Below are 18577 nucleotides of genomic sequence, written 5' to 3'. Positions count from 1 at the left end.
CGGGACGCACGAAGCGGCCCCCGCGCACGATGCGCGGGGGCCGCTTCGAAAGCCCAGGAGACCTCGGTCAGACGTTGAAGCCGAGGGCCCTCAGCTGCTCACGGCCGTCGTCGGTGATCTTGTCGGGACCCCACGGCGGCATCCAGACCCAGTTGATCCGCAGCTCGTTGACGATGCCGTCGGCCGCGGACTTCGCCTGGTCCTCGATGACGTCGGTCAGCGGACAAGCCGCGGAGGTGAGCGTCATGTCGATGGTGGCGATGTTGCTCTCGTCGACGTGAATGCCGTAGACGAGGCCGAGGTTGACCACGTCGATGCCCAACTCGGGGTCGACCACGTCGTAGAGGGCCTCGCGGACCTCTTCCTCGCTCGCGGGCTTGGTGGTCGTTTCCACGTTCTCAGTCATGCGGTCTTCCCTTCAGCGCCGTCGCCCAGGGCCTGAGCGGTGGCGTCCTTCCATGCCATCCAGCTCAGCAGCGCGCACTTGACCCGGGCCGGGTACTTGGAGACGCCGGCGAACGCGACCGCGTCCTCCAGCACCTCTTCCATCGCGTCGTCGGGCTCCAGCTGGCCCCTGGACTGCATCAGCTCCAGAAACGTCGTCTGGATCCTGCGAGCCTCGCTCAGCTCCTTGCCCACCAGCAGGTCGTTGAGCACGGACGCGCTCGCCTGGCTGATGGAACAGCCCTGGCCCTCGTAGCTCACGTCCTCGATCGTCTCGCCGTCAAGCCGTACCCGGAGGGTGATCTCGTCACCGCAGGTCGGATTGACGTGGTGTACCTCGGCGTCGCCGTCCCTGAGCCCCCGCCCGTGGGGGTGCTTGTAGTGGTCCAGGATGACGTCCTGGTACATCGAATCCAGCTTCACGTGGCATCCCCTAGCCGAAGAAGTTCCGTACGTGCTCCAACCCGTCGACCAAGGCATCCACCTCGGCCGGCGTGGAGTACAGATAGAACGACGCTCGCGTGGTCGCAGGAATTCCGTACCGCAGGCACACCGGACGGGCACAGTGGTGGCCGACCCGGACGGCGATGCCCTGCTCGTCGAGGACCTGGCCCACGTCGTGCGGGTGGATGTCGCCGAGCGTGAAGGAGATCGTCGCGCCGCGCTCCTCGGCCGTGGTGGGGCCGATGATGCGCAGGTCGGGCACCTCCAGGAGCCTGCCGACCGCGTAGTGGGTCAGGGCGTGCTCATGGCGGTTGATGTTGTCCATGCCGACCGAGGTCAGATACTCCACGGCCGCGCCGAGGCCGACGGCCTGGGCGATCGGGGGCGTACCGGCCTCGAACTTGTGCGGCGCGGGGGCGTAGGTGGAGGAGTTCATCGAGACGGTCTCGATCATCTCGCCGCCGCCGAGGAACGGAGGCAGATCCTCCAGCAGCTCCTGGCGGCCCCACAGCACACCGATGCCGGTCGGGCCGCACATCTTGTGGCCGGTGAAGGCCACGAAGTCGGCCTGGAGCGCCTGGACGTCCAGCAGCATGTGCGGGGCGGCCTGGGAGGCGTCGATGACGACGAGGGCGCCGACGTCCTGCGCGCGGCGGACGATCGCCTCGACCGGGTTGACCGTGCCCAGGATGTTGGAGACCAGCACGAAGGAGACGACCTTGGTCTTCTCCGTGATGACCTGCTCGATCTCGGACAGGTCGAGGCGGCCGTCCTCGGTGAGGCCGAACCACTTCAGCTTCGCGCCGGTGCGCTGCGAGAGCAGCTGCCACGGAACGATGTTGGAGTGGTGCTCCATCTCCGTGATGACGATCTCGGTGTCCTGGTCCACCCGGTAGGGCTCATCGGCCCAGCCGAGCATGTTGGCGACCAGGTTCAACGACTCCGACGCGTTCTTGGTGAAGATCACCTCGTCGCGGCTGGGGGCGTTGATGAAGGTGGCGACCTTGTCGCGGGCGCCCTCGTACAGCGCCGTGGCCTCCTCCGCGAGCACGTGGACGCCACGGTGCACATTGGCGTTCGAGCGCTCGTAATAGCTGTTCAGCGCGTCCAGGACCTGACGCGGCTTCTGCGAGGTCGCCGCGTTGTCCAGGTAGACGAGCTTCTTGCCGTCGTGGACCCCGCGGTCCAGGATCGGGAAGTCCTTGCGGATCGCCTCGGTGTCGAGGAGGCCCGGCAGCTGTGTCACTCGGAGACGCCTCCCTTCACGTACTCCTCGTAGCCCTCTTCCTCCAGCTTGTCCGCCAGCTCCGGGCCGCCGGACTCGGCGATCCGGCCCGCGGCGAACACGTGGACGTGGTCGGGCTTGATGTAGCGCAGGATGCGCGTGTAGTGGGTGATCAGCAGGGTGCCGACCTGGCCGGACTCGCGGACGCGGTTGACGCCCTCGGAGACGACGCGCAGGGCGTCGACGTCGAGACCGGAGTCGGTCTCGTCGAGGATCGCGATGGCCGGCTTCAGCAGCTCCAGCTGGAGGATCTCGTGGCGCTTCTTCTCACCGCCGGAGAAGCCCTCGTTGACGTTCCGCTCGGCGAAGGACGGGTCGATCGAGAGGCGCTGCATGGCCTCCTTGACCTCCTTCACCCAGGTGCGCAGCTTCGGCGCCTCGCCGCGGATCGCGGTCGCGGAGGTGCGCAGGAAGTTGGAGACGGAGACGCCGGGCACCTCGACCGGGTACTGCATGGCGAGGAAGACACCGGCGCGGGCCCGCTCGTCGACGGACATCTCCAGCACGTCCTCGCCGTCGAGGGTGACGGTGCCGCCCGTGATCTTGTACTTCGGGTGACCGGCGAGCGAGTACGCCAGGGTGGACTTGCCGGAGCCGTTGGGGCCCATGATGGCGTGCGTCTCGCCCTGCTTCACGGTCAGGTCGACGCCGCGCAGAATCTCGCGGGGGCCGCCCTCGGCCTCGACGGAGACGTGCAGGTCGTGGATCTCAAGCGTTGCCATGGGTGCCTCAGGACTCCTGGGTGACGGAGACGAGCACGTCGTCCCCTTCGATCTTTACGGGGTATACGGGGACGGGGCGCGTCGCGGGAAGGCCGGACGGCTTGCCGGTGCGCAGGTCGAAGCTGGAGCCGTGCAGCCAGCACTCGATCTGGCAGTCCTCCACCTCGCCCTCGGACAGCGAGACGTTCGCGTGCGAGCAGATGTCGTTGACCGCGAACACCTCGCCCTCGGTGCGCACCAGCGCGACCGGCACGCCGTCGAGCTCGACGCGCTTGGGGGCGTCCTCTTCGAGCTCGGTCAGCGCACAGGCGCGGACGAAGGTTTCGGTCATACGGACGCCTCCAGCTCGGCCTCGATCTTGGCGATCAGGCGCTCCTCCAGCTCGGGCAGCCCGATCTGCTGGACCAGCTCGGCGAAGAAGCCGCGGACGACCAGGCGACGGGCCTCGTCGGCCGGGATGCCGCGGGCCATCAGGTAGAACAGCTGCTCGTCCTCGAAGCGGCCGGTCGCGCTGGCGTGACCGGCACCGACGATCTCGCCGGTCTCGATCTCCAGGTTCGGCACCGAGTCGACGCGGGCGCCGTCGGTGAGGACCAGGTTCCGGTTCAGCTCGTAGGTGTCCGTGCCCTCGGCCGCGGCGCGGATCAGCACATCGCCGATCCAGACCGCGTGCGCGTCCTTGCCTTGCAGCGCGCCCTTGTAGGCCACGTTGCTGCGGCAGTGCGGGGTGTCGTGGTCGATGAAGAGCCGGTGCTCCTGGTGCTGGCCGTTGTCGGTGAAGTACAGGCCGTACAGCTCGGCCTCACCGCCCGGGGCGCCGTAGACGACGCGCGGGTGCAGCCGGACCAGGTCGCCGCCGAAGGTGACGACCACGGACTTGAAGGTGGCGTCCCGGCCGACCAGCGCGGTGTGCTGGCCGACGTGGACGGCCGAGTCGTCCCAGTCCTGGACGGAGACGACGGTGAGCTTGGCGCCGTCGCCGATGAGGTACTCGACGTTGGCGGCGAGCGTGGCGTCACCGGTGTGGTCGATGACGACGACGGCCTCGGCGAAGGCGCCGACCTCGATCACCTGGTGGCCGAAGGCGGTGCCGCCCTCGCCGTGCACGGCGATCCGCACCGGCTCGTCGAGCACCTTCTCCTTGGGCACGGAGACGACCGAGGCCTTCTCGAAGGAGCTGTACGCCTGGGCCGCCACCCGGTCCACCGGCTTGCCGGCCTTCCCCAGGCGGGCGTCGTCACGGCCCACGGTCTCGACGGTGACGCCCTCGGGGGCGGACACCTCGACCTTGACGCCGCCGTCGGCGACGGCGGTGCCGTCGTGGAGGCCGCGCAGCCGCTCCAGCGGCGTGAACCGCCAGTCCTCCTCGCGCCCGTGGGGCACGGGGAAGTCGGCCACGTCGTACGACGCGGGGGCGGACACCCGCGCGTCGATGGGCTGCTGCCCCACCTGGATGACGCCGTCCGTGGTGGATCCGGCCGGAATGGTTTCAGCCATGGCTGTCGTACTGCTCGCTTTCTGCCTTCTGGGGCTTACACGGGGGTGCCCCGATGGCGGGGCGGGAAGGGCGGCGGCGTCAGCCGACCGCGCCCTCCATCTGGAGCTCGATCAGCCGGTTGAGCTCCAGCGCGTACTCCATGGGCAGCTCGCGCGCGATCGGCTCGACGAAGCCGCGCACGATCATCGCCATGGCCTCGTCCTCGGACAGACCGCGGCTCATGAGGTAGAAGAGCTGGTCATCGCTGACCTTCGAGACGGTCGCCTCGTGCCCCATGGACACGTCGTCCTCGCGGACGTCCACGTACGGGTAGGTGTCCGAGCGCGAGACGGTGTCGACCAACAGGGCGTCGCACAGCACGTTGGACTTGGAGCCCTCCGCGCCCTCGCCGATCTCGATGAGACCGCGGTAGGAGGTGCGGCCACCGCCCCGGGCCACCGACTTGGAGACGATGTTCGAGGAGGTGCGGGGCGCCATGTGCACCATCTTGGCGCCGGCGTCCTGGTGCTGGCCCTCGCCCGCGAAGGCGATGGACAGCGTCTCGCCCTTGGCGTGCTCGCCCATCAGGTAGACGGCCGGGTACTTCATGGTCACCTTGGAGCCGAGGTTTCCGTCGACCCACTCCATGGTCGCGCCCTCGTAGGCCACGGCGCGCTTGGTGACCAGGTTGTACACGTTGTTCGACCAGTTCTGAATGGTCGTGTAGCGGCAGCGGCCGCCCTTCTTGACGATGATCTCGACGACCGCGGAGTGCAGCGAGTCCGACTTGTAGATCGGCGCGGTGCAGCCCTCGACGTAGTGGACGTAGGCGTCCTCGTCGACGATGATCAGCGTCCGCTCGAACTGGCCCATGTTCTCGGTGTTGATCCGGAAGTACGCCTGGAGCGGGATGTCCACGTGGACGCCCTTGGGCACGTAGATGAACGAGCCGCCGGACCACACCGCCGTGTTCAGCGAGGCGAACTTGTTGTCGCCCGCCGGGATCACCGTGCCGAAGTACTCCTTGAAGAGCTCCGGGTGCTCCCTGAGCGCGGTGTCGGTGTCCAGGAAGAGGACGCCCTGCTGCTCCAGGTCCTCACGGATCTGGTGGTAGACGACCTCGGACTCGTACTGGGCCGCGACACCCGCGACGAGGCGCTGCTTCTCGGCCTCCGGGATGCCCAGCTTGTCGTACGTGTTCTTGATGTCCTCGGGCAGGTCCTCCCAGGAGGCGGCCTGCTGCTCGGTGGAGCGGACGAAGTACTTGATGTTGTCGAAGTCGATGCCCGACAGGTCCGAGCCCCAGGTGGGCATGGGCTTCTTGTCGAAGAGCTTCAGGCCCTTGAGGCGGAGCTTGAGCATCCACTCCGGCTCGGACTTCTTCGCCGAGATGTCGCGGACGACCTCCTCGGAGAGGCCGCGCTTGGCAGAGGCGCCGGCCACGTCGGAGTCGGCCCAGCCGTACTCGTAGTTGCCCAGACCCTCAAGCTCGGGGTGAGCAGTCTCCGTGGGGAGAGTCATTCGGGGTTCCTCCCGGCCGTGCTGGCAGATGCTGTGGTGGTCTTGGTGATGCGGTGGTCGGTCTTCTCGACCGCGGTGCCGGTCTGTCCGGCCTGGTGTCCGGTCTTCGGAATGAACGTCGTGCACACCCCGTCGCCATGGGCGATGGTGGCCAGACGCTGGACATGAGTCCCGAGCAGCTGGGAGAAGACCTCGGTCTCCGCCTCACACAGCTGCGGATATCGCTCGGCTGCGTGGGCGACCGGGCAGTGGTGCTGGCAGAGCTGTTCGCCGACCGGCGCGCTGCGCGCCGTAGCAGCGTACCCGTCCGCGGACAGTGCGCCCGCCAGGGCTTCGGTACGCCGCCCGGGGGCGGCCGCCTCGACGGCACCGCGGTATCCCTCGGCCTGGGCGGAGAGCCTGGCGCGGGCGAACGCCGCGACGGCGGCCCGGCCCTTCTCGCCACCGCCCGCGCTCTGCTCGATCCAGCGCAGGGCGTCGACGGCGAGATCGTCATAGGCCTGGTCGAAGGCGTCACGGCCGCAGTCCGTCAGGGCGAACGCCTTGGCCGGGCGGCCGCGCCGCCGCGCCCCGTACACCCTCTTCTCGCGGGGCTCGACGACGCCGTCGGCGACGAGGGTGTCGAGGTGGCGCCGCACGGCCGCCTGGGTCAGCTCCAGCCGCAGGGCGAGCTCGGCGGCGGTGGACGGGCCGTGGTCGAGGATGGAGCGGGCAACCCGGTTCCGGGTGCCGTGCTGCTCCTCCGGGGCGGTCGCGGCAGGCATGCCGGACCGCGCGGCCGACTCGGCCGCGCGTCCCTGGGGAGCCTCGCTCGCGTATTTCACAACGCCATTGTTGCGTAATTCTTCCGCAAGGTACAAGCGGGAACGGAGGGACCTTCCGGTGGAGTGCGTCACTTAGGCGTACCTAAGTGTGACCTGCGACGATGCGGCTGCCCGGCTCGTCGGAAGGGGTCGGGAGGGATCCCGTACCGGCCCCGGCCAGCGGTTCGTTCCGGCCCTGCCGCCCACGGCCCCACCCGCCGTTCGTAGACTGCCGGACATGCGAGAAGAGCCCGCGGTCGACGTCGTCGGCCTGGTCAAACGGTACGGCTCGAAGACCGCCGTCGACGGGCTCGACCTGTCCGTCGGCCGCGGCACCGTGAGCGCCGTCCTCGGCCCCAACGGCGCCGGCAAGACCACCACCGTCGAGACCTGCGAGGGATATCGCCGCCCCGACGCCGGGACGGTCCGCATATTCGGCCTCGACCCGGTCGCCGACGCGGCGGCGCTGCGGCCGCGGGTGGGCGTCATGCTCCAGTCCGGAGGGGTTTATTCCGGGGCACGCGCAGAAGAGATGCTGCGCCACACCGCCTCCCTCCACGCCCATCCCCTGGACGTCCCCGACCTCATCGACCGGCTCGGCCTCGGCTCCTGCGGCCGGACGACCTACCGGCGGCTCTCCGGCGGCCAGCAGCAGCGGCTCGCGCTCGCCATGGCCGTCGTCGGCCGCCCCGAACTGGTCTTCCTCGACGAGCCCACCGCCGGACTCGACCCGCAGGCCCGCCGCGCCACCTGGGACCTCGTCCGCGATCTGCGCCGCGACGGCGTGACCGTCGTGCTGACCACGCACTACATGGACGAGGCCGAACAGCTCGCCGACCACGTCGCGATCATCGACGGCGGCAAGGTGATCGCCCACGGCACCCCCGAGGAGCTGTGCCGCGGCGGCGCCGAGAACACCCTGCGCTTCAGCGGCCGCCCCGCGCTCGACCTGGCCTCGCTGCTCAAGGCGCTGCCCGTCGACAGCACGGCCGCCGAGCTGACCCCCGGCGGCTACCGGGTCACCGGCAAGGTCAACCCGCAGATGCTGGCCACCGTCACCTCCTGGTGCGCACAGAACGGCGTCATGCCCGACCGCATCTCGGTCGAGCGGCACACCTTGGAGGACGTCTTCCTGGAGCTCACCGGTAAGGAGCTGCGCGCGTGACCGCCACAGGCACCTATGTCCCCAAGCCGGGGGCGGCACCGCTGCTCCGGATGATCCGCGCGCAGGCCGCACTGGAGACCCGGATGCTGCTGCGCAACGGCGAGCAGCTGCTGCTGACCGTCGTCATCCCGTCCCTCGTCCTGGTGCTCTTCAGCAGCATCGACATCGTTGACACCGGCGTCCCCGGGAACGCCGTCGACTTCCTCGCGCCCGGTGTACTGGCGCTCGCCGTCCTGTCCACGGCCTTCACCGGACAGGCCATCGCGACGGGCTTCGAGCGGCGGTACGGCGTGCTCAAGCGGCTCGCCGTCTCCCCGCTGCCCCGCTGGGCGCTGATGGCCGCCAAGACGTGCGCGGTACTGGTCACCGAGATCCTCCAGATCGTGCTGCTGACCGCGATCGCCTTCGCGCTGGACTGGTCGCCGCAGGGCGACCCGCTCGCCGTGGTGCTGCTGCTGGTCCTCGGCACCGCCGCGTTCTCCGGGCTCGGGCTGCTGATGGCGGGCACCCTCAAGGCCGAGGCGACGCTTGCCGCCGCCAACCTGGTCTTCCTGCTGCTGCTCGTGGGCGGCGGGGTGATCGTCTCGCTGGACAAGTTCCCGGGCGCCGTACGGGGCGTCCTGGAGCTGCTGCCGATCTCGGCGCTCTCCGGCGGGCTGCGGGACGTCCTCCAGGACGGCGCGGGGATGCCCTGGCGGGACCTGGCGATCCTGGCCGTGTGGGCGGTGCTGGGGCTCGGTGCGGCGGCGCGGTTCTTCCGCTGGGAGTGATCCGCTGATCCGCCGATCCGCGGGGAGCGAGGGGCTTCCCGGGTACGTGAACCTCGTGTCCCCCGGTAACCGGGACCCTCGTGAAAAGCTGCACAAGCTCCGTCCTACGATGGCTCCGTGCCGAATTCGCTGAATCCGTTCGAGCTGATCGCCCGGCGCTGGCAGCCCTCCGCGCGCTTCGTGGAGCGCGCCGCGCTCGCCACCGTGGTGATGGCCGTGGTCATCGTCGTCACCGGGGGCGCGGTGCGGCTGACCGAGTCCGGGCTGGGCTGTGACACCTGGCCGAGGTGCACCTCCGGGAGCCTGACGCCCACCGCCGACATGGGCATCCACGGCGCCATCGAGTTCGGCAACCGCATGCTGACGTACGTGCTGTGCGCGTTCGTCGGCCTGCTGATCATCGCCGCCCGGGCCCGTCAGCCGGTGCGCCGCTCCCTGACCCGGCTGGGCTGGGTCCAGTTCTGGCTGATCATGAGCAACGCCGTCATCGGCGGCATCATCGTCCTCACCGGCCTGAACCCGTACATCGTCAGCTCGCACTTCCTGCTGGCCACCGCGCTCCTCACGATCGCGATGCTGGTCTGGCAGCGCTCCCGCGAGGGCGACGGCGCGCCGCGCGACCTGGTGGCCCGGCCGGTGCGCCAGCTGACCGGGCTGCTGGTCGGCGCGACCCTGACGCTGGTCCTGCTCGGCACCGTGGTCACCGGCTCCGGTCCGCACGCCGGTGACGCCCGTGAGGTGCACCGGATCCCGCTGGACTGGCAGGAGATCACCCAGCTGCACGTGGACTTCGTCTACATCGTGCTGGGCCTCACCGTCGCCCTGTGGTTCGTGCTGCGCGCCGTGCAGGCCCCGGCGGCCGTGCGCCGTACGGTGCTCGAGCTGCTGGGCGTGCTGCTCCTCCAGGGCGTGATCGGGTACGTGCAGTACGCCACGGGCCTGCCCGAGGTGGTCGTCGGCGTCCACATGTTCGGGTCCTGCCTGGTGTGGATCGCGGTCCTGCGGGTGTTCTTCGCGCAGCGCGAGCGCCCCGCGCTCGATGCCGTCCCGGAGCCCGGCCCCACGGGCGACCGCGACCACGAACCGCTTCAGCCGGAGACCCCGGCGGACCCCGACCCGGCGCCCGAGCCCGCCGCGTCCAGCCGGTAGACCCGGCGCGCCGTCCCGGCCCCGACCAGCCCGGCGATCCGCCGGGCCTCCGCCCTCGTACAGATGCCGTCGGCGACCCACTCGGCCGCCAGCCGGTCCATGGCCTGCCCGAACAACCGGGCGGCGGTCACATACAGCTCGGGCAGCGCTCGGGCGCCGGTGGAGAACAGCAGCTTGCCGAACGGCGCCTCGCCCAGCGTCTCCGCGGGCCGCGGCCCCGCGTCCGCGTAGACGTGCGGGAAGACGGCGGCGAGCTGGGCCGCGCGGCGATGGTGCGGCCGGTCGGGCAGCAGCACCAGGTCGGTGCCGAACCCGGCGGTGGCGCGTAAGAAGCCGAGGAGCGGCCGCGGATCGGCGCAGTGCAGCTGCACCGGCAGCCCGGTCGCCACGGCGCTCCACATCAGGTGCTGGGCGAGCACGGGGTCGGGCGCCCGGTTGCGGACCGGGCGCGCGGAGAGCCGCCGGGCCGCCGCGCGCCGCACCTCGCGCGGGTCGGGCGGGGTCTCGTCGCAGAAGGTGATGCCCAGCGCGAAGGCGGTGGCGTGCTGGGCGGCGGCGTACAGGGCCTCGGCGGTGTTGCCCATGAACGCGTCGACCGTCCCGGAGGTGTCCGCGACCTGGTCGGCCAGCGGTTCGAGCCGTACGACCTCATGGACCCGGCCCTCGGCGGCCACCGCCAGCTCGGCGGGCGAGGTGAGGTCGCTGGGGGCGCCCGACTCCAGCAGAAAGGTGCCGATGCCCGCGCCGCGCAGCAGCAGCCGGGCGGCGCGGTAGGCGCCCAGCTCGCGGCGGCGGGCGAGATAGCGCACGGGCGTGCAGTGCGGCTCCATGCCCAGCAGCGGCGGGCACCAGCGGCGCACGGCGAGCCCGGTCCAGCTGTCGAAGTACGTGGTCCCCGCCGGGGCCGGGCCCGATCCCGCGGCGGTGGCCAGATGGGTCTCGAACGAGCCGAGGCCCAGCTCGCCGTGGACGATGCCGTGGCCGTGCTGATCGACCAGCGGCGGCAGCTCCACGCCCGGTCCGTCCCGGGGCACCGGGCCGGTAGCGGGCCCCGGGGCGTGTCCGCAAGGCCCCAGGGTGTCCGGGGAACCCGTCGCCTCGTCCATCGCCGCCGCCTCCTCGCCCTCCGGCATCGCAGGGCTTAACGCCCGGATGCCGCACGAGGTGTCGCCGGTCGGGGTCCGGCGGTACCGGCGGACCGGCCGTATGCGGGCGCGGCCCCATTGTGCCGGTCCGGCGGGAGAGTCTCCGGCGGTTCAGGTGTTGCGGGGGCCGCCCAGTTGGATACCGGCCATCCGCTTCCATTCGTACGGGCCCGTACGGACCTTCGCCGCGAGCTCGCCGTCGAAGTCGTCGCTCAGCGTGAGCCCGGCGATCTCCACGGCGCGGCGGGCCGTCTCCTGGGAGGGGGCGACGAGGGTGCCCCACTCCCCGTTGGCGCCCACCAGGGCGATCCGGACGGTGCCGCGCCCGATGTGGGCGAGCTGGCCCTCGGCGCTGCCGCCGTGGCTCTTGGCGAAGGCCGTGATCTGGTGGGCGAGTCGCTGGGCCCGCTTCTCGTCCTTCGGGGACGCCTGCGTGGTATCTGCCATACCACCGATGCTACCCGCCAGTAATCACGGCTGGAAGGGGAACACCGCAGGAGGGGTCAGCGCAGGAAGGGGTCCACCGCGACGGCGACGAAGAGCAGCGAGACATAGGTGATGGACCAGTGGAACAGCCGCATCTCCTTGAGCTTCGCGCCGGTGATCTCGGCCCGGGCGCGTGCCTGGAGCCCGTGCGCCTCCTTGAGCCAGAACGCGCCCAGCACGGTCGCCACGACCGGGTAGAACCAGCCGGTGTAGCCGAGCGGCCACAGCAGCAGCGAGACGCCGACCATGGCCCAGCTGTAGAGGACGATCTGCCGGGCGACCGCCTTGTTGCCCGCGATGACGGGCAGCATCGGCACGCTCGCCCGCTCGTAGTCCTCCTTGACCTTCATCGACAGCGGCCAGTAGTGCGGCGGCGTCCAGAAGAAGATGACCAGGAAGAGGATCACCGCGGCCCAGGAGACCTCATTGGTGACCGACGACCATCCGATGAGCACCGGCATACAGCCCGCGATGCCGCCCCAGACGATGTTCTGCGAGGTACGCCGCTTGAGCCACATCGTGTAGACGACGACGTAGAAGACCAGCGCACCGAGTGCCAGCATCGACGACAGCGGGTTGACCAGAACCCAGAACCAGGCCGTGGACACGACGGCGAGCGAGAAGGCGAAGACCAGGCACTCGCGCGGCGAGACCATGCCGGTGACCACGGGACGCTGCGACGTGCGGTCCATCATCGCGTCGATGTCGCGGTCGTAGTACATGTTGAACGCGGCGGCGCCACCGGCGGACAGATAGCCGCCGACGCAGGTCGCGAGGACCAGCCACAGATCCGGGACGCCCTGGGCGGCCAGGAACATGACCGGCACCGTGGTCATCAGCAGCAGTTCGATGACGCGCGGCTTGGTCAGCGTCACGAACGCCTTGACCCGGGCCCCGAACGGCCGGCGGCCGGGAAGCCGCTGCCCGAGGCTCGATTCGCTCGTTTCGAGCACCCCCGCAGGACGGGATTCGACGGCCGTCACGCACACCCCTGGTGGAAGCAAGAACCAGCAAGCACCGGAGATGAAACCCCGGTAAAGACTTGCGCGTACCACGCCACTCTAGACGTAGCGGATACGCCGCCTGCCGCCGGGGTCGGGTCGTGTTGATGCCCCTCGAAGACCTGCGCGGACGCCCCGTACAGGTTACGGAACGCCGTATTCCATGGCCCTCGGAGAGAACTCCGAGGGAATGCCGCGACCTTGAGATTCGTTTCGTAAGGCGTTGAGTGGAACTCGAAAAGATGACCGTTCTTACAGGGGTAGGCTCGACCTCGCCGGTGTGCACACGGTCACCGGACAGCGACATTGTGGAGAGGAGCCCTGACTCAGGGTGAGCACCAAGCCGACTACCACAGACCTTGAATGGACCGATCTGGACCAGCGGGCCGTGGACACCGCCCGCGTCCTGGCCATGGACTCCGTACAGAAGGTCGGTAACGGCCACCCTGGCACGGCCATGAGTCTCGCGCCCGCCGCGTACCTTCTCTTCCAGAAGCTCATGCGGCACGACCCCTCCGACGCGGACTGGGCGGGCCGTGATCGTTTCGTCCTGTCCCCGGGGCACACCAGCCTGACTCTCTACGTGCAGCTCTACCTGGCGGGCTTCGGCCTGGAGCTGGAGGACCTGAAGTCCTTCCGCACCTGGGGCAGCCTCACCCCGGGCCACCCGGAGTACGGCCACACCACCGGTGTGGAGACCACGACCGGGCCGCTCGGCCAGGGCATCGCGAACGCGGTGGGCATGGCGATGGCCGCCCGCTACGAGCGCGGTCTCTTCGACCCGGAGGCGCCCGAGGGCGCCTCCCCGTTCGACCACACCATCTGGGCGATCGTCTCCGACGGCGACCTGGAGGAGGGCATCTCCGCCGAGGCGTCCTCGCTGGCCGGACACCAGAAGCTGGGCAACATCGTCGCGCTGTACGACGACAACCACATCTCCATCGAGGGTGACACCGCCACCGCGCTGTCCGAGGACGTACTGAAGCGGTACGAGGCGTACGGCTGGCACGTCCAGCGCATCGAGCAGGCGGCCAGCGGCGACTTCGACATCGAGCAGCTGTACGCGGCGCTCAAGGCGGCGCAGGACGAGACCGAGCGCCCCTCGATCATCGCCGCCCGCACGATCATCGCCTGGCCCGCGCCGAACGCGCAGAACACCGAGGCGTCCCACGGCTCCGCGCTCGGCGCCGACGAGGTCGCCGCCACCAAGCGGGTCCTGGGCTTCGACCCCGAGCAGCACTTCCAGGTCGACACCGAGGTCATCAACCACGCCCGCGGGCTGGTCGACCGCGGCCGCGAGGCGCACGCCGCCTGGGACAAGAAGCTCCAGGAGTGGCGCAACAACAACCCCGAGCGCGCCGCCGAGTTCGACCGCATCGCCGCCGGTGAGCTGCCGGAGGGCTGGGAGAGCGCGCTGCCGGTCTTCGAGGCGGGCAAGGACGTCGCCACCCGCAAGGCGTCCGGCCAGGTGCTCAAGGCGCTCGGCGGGGTGCTGCCGGAGCTGTGGGGCGGCTCGGCCGACCTCGCGGGCTCCAACAACACCACCATCGACGCGTCCTCGTCCTTCCTCCCCAAGGGCAACCCGCTGCCGGAGGCCGACCCCTACGGGAGGACGATCCACTTCGGCATCCGCGAGCACGCCATGGGCTCGACCATGAACGGCATCGCGCTGCACGGCAACACCCGTGTCTACGGCGGTACGTTCCTCGTCTTCTCCGACTACATGCGCCCGGCCGTGCGGCTGGCCGCGCTGATGAAGCTGCCGGTCACCTACGTGTGGACGCACGACTCCATCGGCCTCGGCGAGGACGGCCCCACCCACCAGCCGGTCGAGCACCTGTCCGCGCTGCGCGCCATCCCGGGCCTGAACATCGTCCGCCCGGCCGACGCCAACGAGACCGCCATCGCCTGGCGCGAGATCACCCGCCGCCACGGCGCCAACCCGGCCCCGCACGGCCTCGCGCTCACCCGGCAGAACGTGCCGACGTACGAGGCCGACGAGAACGCCGCCAAGGGCGGTTACGTCCTGTTCGAGGCCGAGGGCGGCCAGCCGCAGGTGATCCTGATCGGCACCGGCTCCGAGGTCCAGCTCGCCGTCGAGGCGCGCGAGCAGCTCCAGGCCGCCGGTGTGCCGACCCGCGTCGTCTCGATGCCCTCGATCGAGTGGTTCGAAGAGCAGGACAAGGGGTACCGCGACAGCGTGCTGCCGCCGTCCGTGAAGGCGCGCGTGGCCGTCGAGGCCGGCATCGGCCTGACCTGGTACCGCTACGTCGGCGAGGCGGGCCGCATCGTCTCGCTGGAGCACTTCGGCGCCTCCGCCGATTACAAGGTGCTCTACCGGGAATTCGGTCTGACGGCCGACGCCGTGGTCACCGCCGCCCGCGAGTCCCTGGACGCCGCCGGGCGGTGACGCCCGCATCCGACTTGAACAGCGACGAGCAACAGGAGACACACCCCATGACAGACGCACTCAAGCGGCTGGCCGACGAAGGCGTCGCGATCTGGCTCGACGACCTCTCCCGGAAGCGGATCACCTCCGGCAATCTCGCCGAACTGATCGACCAGCAGCACGTCGTCGGCGTCACCACCAACCCGTCGATCTTCCAGAAGGCGATCTCCGGCGGCGACGGTTACGAGCAGCAGCTCACCGATCTCGCTGCCCGCAAGGTCACCGTCGAGGAAGCCGTCCGGATGATCACCACCGCGGACGTCCGGGACGCCGCCGACATCCTGCGCCCGGTCCACGACGCGACCGGCGGCCAGGACGGCCGGGTCTCCATCGAGGTCGACCCGCGGCTGGCCCACAACACGGCCGCCACCATCGCCGAGGCCAAGCAGCTGGCCTGGCTGGTGGACCGCCCCAACACCTTCATCAAGATCCCGGCCACCCAGGCGGGGCTTCCGGCGATCACCGAGGTGATCGGCCTGGGCATCAGCGTCAACGTCACGCTGATCTTCTCCCTGGAGCGCTACCGCGCGGTCATGGACGCCTACCTGACGGGTCTGGAGAAGGCGAAGGCCGCCGGCCTCGACATCTCCAAGATCCACTCGGTGGCGTCCTTCTTCGTGTCCCGGGTGGACACCGAGATCGACAAGCGCATCGACAAGCTCGGCACCGACGAGGCCAAGGCCCTGCGCGGCAAGGCCGCCCTGGCCAACGCCCGGCTCGCCTTCCAGGCGTACGAGGAGGTCTTCGGCTCCGACCGCTGGGCCGCCCTGGACCGGGCGAACGCCAACCGGCAGCGCCCGCTGTGGGCCTCCACCGGCGTCAAGGACCCGGCCTACAAGGACACCCTGTACGTCGACGACCTGGTCGCCCCGGGCACCGTCAACACCATGCCGGAAGCCACCCTCGACGCGGTCGGCGACCACGGCGAGATCAAGGGCAACACCGTGGCCGGTGCGTACGAGCAGGCCAAGGCCGACATCGAGGCGCTGGCCTCGATCGGCATCTCGTACGACGAGGTCGTACAGCTTCTGGAGGACGAGGGCGTCGAGAAGTTCGAGGCGTCCTGGAACGACCTGCTGAAGTCCACCGAGGCGGAGCTGAACCGCCTCGCACCGTCGGAGGCGTGAACACCTTGACCATCAGCAGCAATCCGCTGCGTGACCCGAAGGACCGGCGGCTCCCGCGCATCGCGGGGCCGTCCGGCCTGGTCATCTTCGGGGTCACCGGTGACTTGTCCCGCAAGAAGCTGATGCCCGCCGTCTACGACCTGGCCAACCGCGGCCTGCTGCCGCCGGGCTTCTCGCTCGTCGGCTTCGCCCGCCGCGACTGGGAGAACGAGGACTTCGCCCAGGTCGTCCACGACGCCGTCAAGGAACACGCCCGGACCCCGTTCCGCGAAGAGGTCTGGCAGCAGCTCGCCGAGGGATTCCGCTTCGTCCCCGGGGAGTTCTCCGACGACGAGGCGTTCGAGAAGCTGCGGGCGACCATAGAGGAGCTGGACAAGGCCCGCGGCACCGGCGGCAACTTCGCCTTCTACCTCTCCGTGCCGCCCAAGTTCTTCCCCAACGTGGTGCAGCAGCTCAAGAAGCACGGGCTGTCCGACGGGCAGAACCACTCCTGGCGGCGCGCCGTCATCGAGAAGCCCTTCGGCCACGACCTGGAGAGCGCCCAGGAGCTGAACCAGGTCGTCCACGAGGTCTTCCGGCCCAGCGATGTCTTCCGGATCGACCACTACCTGGGCAAGGAGACGGTCCAGAACATCCTGGCGCTGCGCTTCGCCAACACCATGTTCGAGCCGCTGTGGAACCGTTCGTACGTCGACCACGTGCAGATCACCATGGCCGAGGACATCGGCATCGGCGGCCGCGCGGGCTACTACGACGGCATCGGCGCCGCCCGGGACGTCATCCAGAACCACCTGCTCCAGCTGCTCGCCCTGACCGCCATGGAGGAGCCCGCCTCCTTCGACGCCAAGGCACTGGTCACCGAGAAGCTGAAGGTGCTCACCGCGGTCAAGCTGCCGCGCGAACTGGGCAAGCACACCGTGCGCGGCCAGTACGCCCACGGCTGGCAGGGCGGCGAGGAGGTGCGCGGCTACCTCGAGGAGGACGGCATCGACTCGCAGTCGAAGACCGACACCTACGCCGCGGTCAAGCTGGAGATCGACAACCGCCGCTGGGCGGGCGTCCCCTTCTACCTGCGCACCGGCAAGCGGCTGGGTCGCCGGGTCACCGAGATCGCCGTGGTCTTCCAGCGCGCCCCGCACTCCCCCTTCGATGCCACCGACACCCAGGAGCTGGGGCAGAACGCCCTGGTCATCCGGGTGCAGCCGGACGAGGGCGTCACCATCCGGTTCGGCTCCAAGGTGCCCGGCACCTCCATGGAGATCCGCGATGTGACGATGGACTTCCAGTACGGCGAGTCCTTCACCGAGTCCAGCCCCGAGGCGTACGAGCGGCTGCTGCTCGACGTCCTGCTGGGCGACGCGAACCTCTTCCCGCGCCACCAGGAGGTGGAGGAGTCCTGGCGGATCCTCGACCCGATCGAGGAGTACTGGGACAAGCACGGGAAGCCCGAGCAGTACACGGCCGGTACCTGGGGGCCGAAGGCCGCGGACGAGATGCTCGCACGAGACGGACGGAGCTGGCGGCGGCCATGAACATCGATCTCACGGACACCACGTCCAGCCGGATCAACTCCGCTCTGGTCCAGGCGCGCCGGGCCACCGGCACCCCGGCCGTGGGCATGGTGCTCACCCTCGTCATCGTCACCGACGAGGGCAACCACTACGACGCGCTGAAGGCCGCGAGCGAGGCCTCCAAGGAACACCCCTCGCGCATCCTGGTCGTCATCAAGCGGCCGGGCCGCTCGCCGCGCGACCGCAAGATGGCCCGGATGGACGCCGAGGTCCGGGTCGGCGGCGAGACCGGCACCGGTGAGACGGTCCTGCTGCGGCTCCACGGCGAACTCGCCAACCACGCCTACTCGGTGGTCCTGCCGCTGCTGCTGCCGGACGCCCCGGTCGTGGTGTGGTGGCCCGAGGACGCCCCGGAGCACCCCGCCAAGGACCTGCTGGGGCAGCTGGCCCAGCGCCGCATCACCGACGCCCAGGCCACCGAGGACCCGGTCGCCACGCTGGGCCTGCGGGCCGAGACGTACACCCCGGGCGACACCGACCTGGCGTGGACCCGGATCACCCCGTGGCGCAGTGTGCTGGCGGCCGCGCTGGACCAGAAGCACTCGAAGATCACCTCCGCGGTCGTCGAGGGCGAGGCGTACAACCCGAGCAGCGAACTGCTCGCGCTGNATCACCTCCGCGGTCGTCGAGGGCGAGGCGTACAACCCGAGCAGCGAACTGCTCGCGCTGTGGCTCGCCGAGCGGCTGCGGGTCCCGGTCGACCGGCAGATCTCCGAGGGCCCGGGGCTGACCGCGGTGCGGCTGGAGACGGCCGACGGCGTGATCTGCCTGGACCGGGCCGACGGTGCGCTGGCCGAGCTGGCGATGCCGGGCCAGCCGGACCGGCACGTCGCGCTCCAGCGGCGGGAGATGTCGGAGCTGATCGCCGAGGAGCTGCGGCGGCTCGACCCGGACGAGATGTACGCGATCTCGGTGAAGTTCGGCGTGAACAAGCTGAACGGCGGCGGGACCGCGGCGGCAAGCAGTGGCGGCACCGCCACCGCGACCGCCGAGGCGCCCGCGCCCCCGGCCCCGCCCC

General features: G+C 70.1%; 17 protein-coding genes and 1 pseudogene. 7 read left to right on the top strand and 11 right to left on the bottom strand.

Translation table 11 applies throughout. The features are described from left to right. Positions 1-67 precede the first annotated feature (67 nt). The 8 genes from EEJ42_RS10045 to EEJ42_RS10010 all read right to left on the bottom strand — a co-directional run bounded on the left by EEJ42_RS10045 (position 68) and on the right by EEJ42_RS10010 (position 6717). Positions 68-406, bottom strand: a complete 339-nt coding sequence (locus tag EEJ42_RS10045; protein WP_009718823.1) for a metal-sulfur cluster assembly factor — start codon at positions 404-406, stop codon at positions 68-70. Next, positions 403-867, bottom strand: a complete 465-nt coding sequence (gene sufU / locus EEJ42_RS10040) for a Fe-S cluster assembly sulfur transfer protein SufU (protein WP_123099623.1) — start codon at positions 865-867, stop codon at positions 403-405. The genes EEJ42_RS10045 and sufU overlap by 4 nt, the downstream gene beginning before the upstream one ends. A gap of 10 nt (positions 868-877) precedes the next feature. Beyond that, positions 878-2134 carry a cysteine desulfurase gene (locus tag EEJ42_RS10035; protein WP_123099622.1) on the bottom strand — a complete coding sequence of 419 codons (1257 nt, stop codon included), beginning with the start codon at positions 2132-2134 and terminating at the stop codon, positions 878-880. After that, the gene (gene sufC / locus EEJ42_RS10030; RefSeq protein ID WP_009718820.1) at positions 2131-2895 is read right to left on the bottom strand and encodes a Fe-S cluster assembly ATPase SufC; all 765 of its coding nucleotides are present in this window, start codon (positions 2893-2895) and stop codon (positions 2131-2133) included. The genes EEJ42_RS10035 and sufC overlap by 4 nt, the downstream gene beginning before the upstream one ends. A 7-nt stretch (positions 2896-2902) precedes the next feature. Further along, complete coding sequence (locus tag EEJ42_RS10025) at positions 2903-3226, bottom strand: bifunctional 3-phenylpropionate/cinnamic acid dioxygenase ferredoxin subunit (protein WP_123099621.1); 324 nt, start codon at positions 3224-3226, stop codon at positions 2903-2905. After that, on the bottom strand, positions 3223-4392 hold the full coding sequence (gene sufD, locus EEJ42_RS10020; protein ID WP_123099620.1) for a Fe-S cluster assembly protein SufD: 1170 nt from the start codon (positions 4390-4392) through the stop codon (positions 3223-3225). The genes EEJ42_RS10025 and sufD overlap by 4 nt, the downstream gene beginning before the upstream one ends. 79 nt (positions 4393-4471) lie before the next feature. Beyond that, on the bottom strand, positions 4472-5893 hold the full coding sequence (gene sufB / locus EEJ42_RS10015; RefSeq protein WP_123099619.1) for a Fe-S cluster assembly protein SufB: 1422 nt from the start codon (positions 5891-5893) through the stop codon (positions 4472-4474). Further along, positions 5890-6717, bottom strand: coding sequence for a helix-turn-helix transcriptional regulator (locus tag EEJ42_RS10010; RefSeq protein WP_184503016.1), 828 nt, complete (start codon positions 6715-6717; stop codon positions 5890-5892). Before EEJ42_RS10010 ends, sufB begins: the two co-directional genes overlap by 4 nt. A 217-nt stretch (positions 6718-6934) precedes the next feature. On the opposite strand from EEJ42_RS10010, the gene EEJ42_RS10005 reads away from it, so the two are divergent. The 3 genes from EEJ42_RS10005 to EEJ42_RS09995 all read left to right on the top strand — a co-directional run bounded on the left by EEJ42_RS10005 (position 6935) and on the right by EEJ42_RS09995 (position 9780). Then, positions 6935-7861, top strand: a complete 927-nt coding sequence (locus EEJ42_RS10005; protein WP_123099618.1) for an ABC transporter ATP-binding protein — start codon at positions 6935-6937, stop codon at positions 7859-7861. After that, entirely contained in the window at positions 7858-8631 is a 774-nt protein-coding gene (locus EEJ42_RS10000; protein WP_123099617.1) for an ABC transporter permease, read from the top strand. The genes EEJ42_RS10005 and EEJ42_RS10000 overlap by 4 nt, the downstream gene beginning before the upstream one ends. A 117-nt stretch (positions 8632-8748) precedes the next feature. Beyond that, positions 8749-9780, top strand: a complete 1032-nt coding sequence (locus tag EEJ42_RS09995; RefSeq protein WP_123099616.1) for a COX15/CtaA family protein — start codon at positions 8749-8751, stop codon at positions 9778-9780. Here EEJ42_RS09995 and EEJ42_RS09990 read toward each other — a convergent pair. The 3 genes from EEJ42_RS09990 to EEJ42_RS09980 form a co-directional block, all read right to left on the bottom strand. After that, a complete protein-coding gene (locus EEJ42_RS09990) occupies positions 9720-10886 on the bottom strand; it encodes an amidohydrolase (RefSeq protein WP_246096312.1) in 1167 nt (388 codons plus the stop codon). The genes EEJ42_RS09995 and EEJ42_RS09990 overlap by 61 nt on opposite strands. A gap of 150 nt (positions 10887-11036) precedes the next feature. Then, positions 11037-11372: a hypothetical protein gene (locus EEJ42_RS09985; RefSeq protein WP_123099614.1), complete on the bottom strand. Its 336-nt coding sequence runs from the start codon at positions 11370-11372 to the stop codon at positions 11037-11039. Positions 11373-11428: 56 nt separating this feature from the next. Continuing rightward, entirely contained in the window at positions 11429-12394 is a 966-nt protein-coding gene (locus EEJ42_RS09980) for a heme o synthase (protein ID WP_184503015.1), read from the bottom strand. 349 nt (positions 12395-12743) lie between these two features. On the opposite strand from EEJ42_RS09980, the gene tkt reads away from it, so the two are divergent. The 4 genes and pseudogenes from tkt to EEJ42_RS09960 all read left to right on the top strand — a co-directional run. After that, a complete protein-coding gene (gene tkt, locus EEJ42_RS09975; protein ID WP_123099612.1) occupies positions 12744-14822 on the top strand; it encodes a transketolase in 2079 nt (692 codons plus the stop codon). Positions 14823-14869: 47 nt separating this feature from the next. After that, positions 14870-15988 (top strand): transaldolase, encoded by a 1119-nt coding sequence (gene tal, locus EEJ42_RS09970; protein WP_123099611.1) that lies wholly within the window; start codon positions 14870-14872, stop codon positions 15986-15988. 5 nt (positions 15989-15993) lie between these two features. Continuing rightward, the gene (gene zwf / locus EEJ42_RS09965; protein ID WP_123099624.1) at positions 15994-17520 is read left to right on the top strand and encodes a glucose-6-phosphate dehydrogenase; all 1527 of its coding nucleotides are present in this window, start codon (positions 15994-15996) and stop codon (positions 17518-17520) included. Then, positions 17517-18577: pseudogene (locus tag EEJ42_RS09960) on the top strand (glucose-6-phosphate dehydrogenase assembly protein OpcA); the annotation flags it as partial. The gene zwf and the pseudogene EEJ42_RS09960, both read left to right, overlap by 4 nt.

It is taken from the genome of Streptomyces botrytidirepellens (assembly GCF_003721215.1).
GTDB lineage: Bacteria > Actinomycetota > Actinomycetes > Streptomycetales > Streptomycetaceae > Streptomyces > Streptomyces himastatinicus.
The sequence above is the reverse complement of the archived record's forward strand: the minus strand, read 5'-3'. Positions and strand labels throughout refer to the sequence as shown.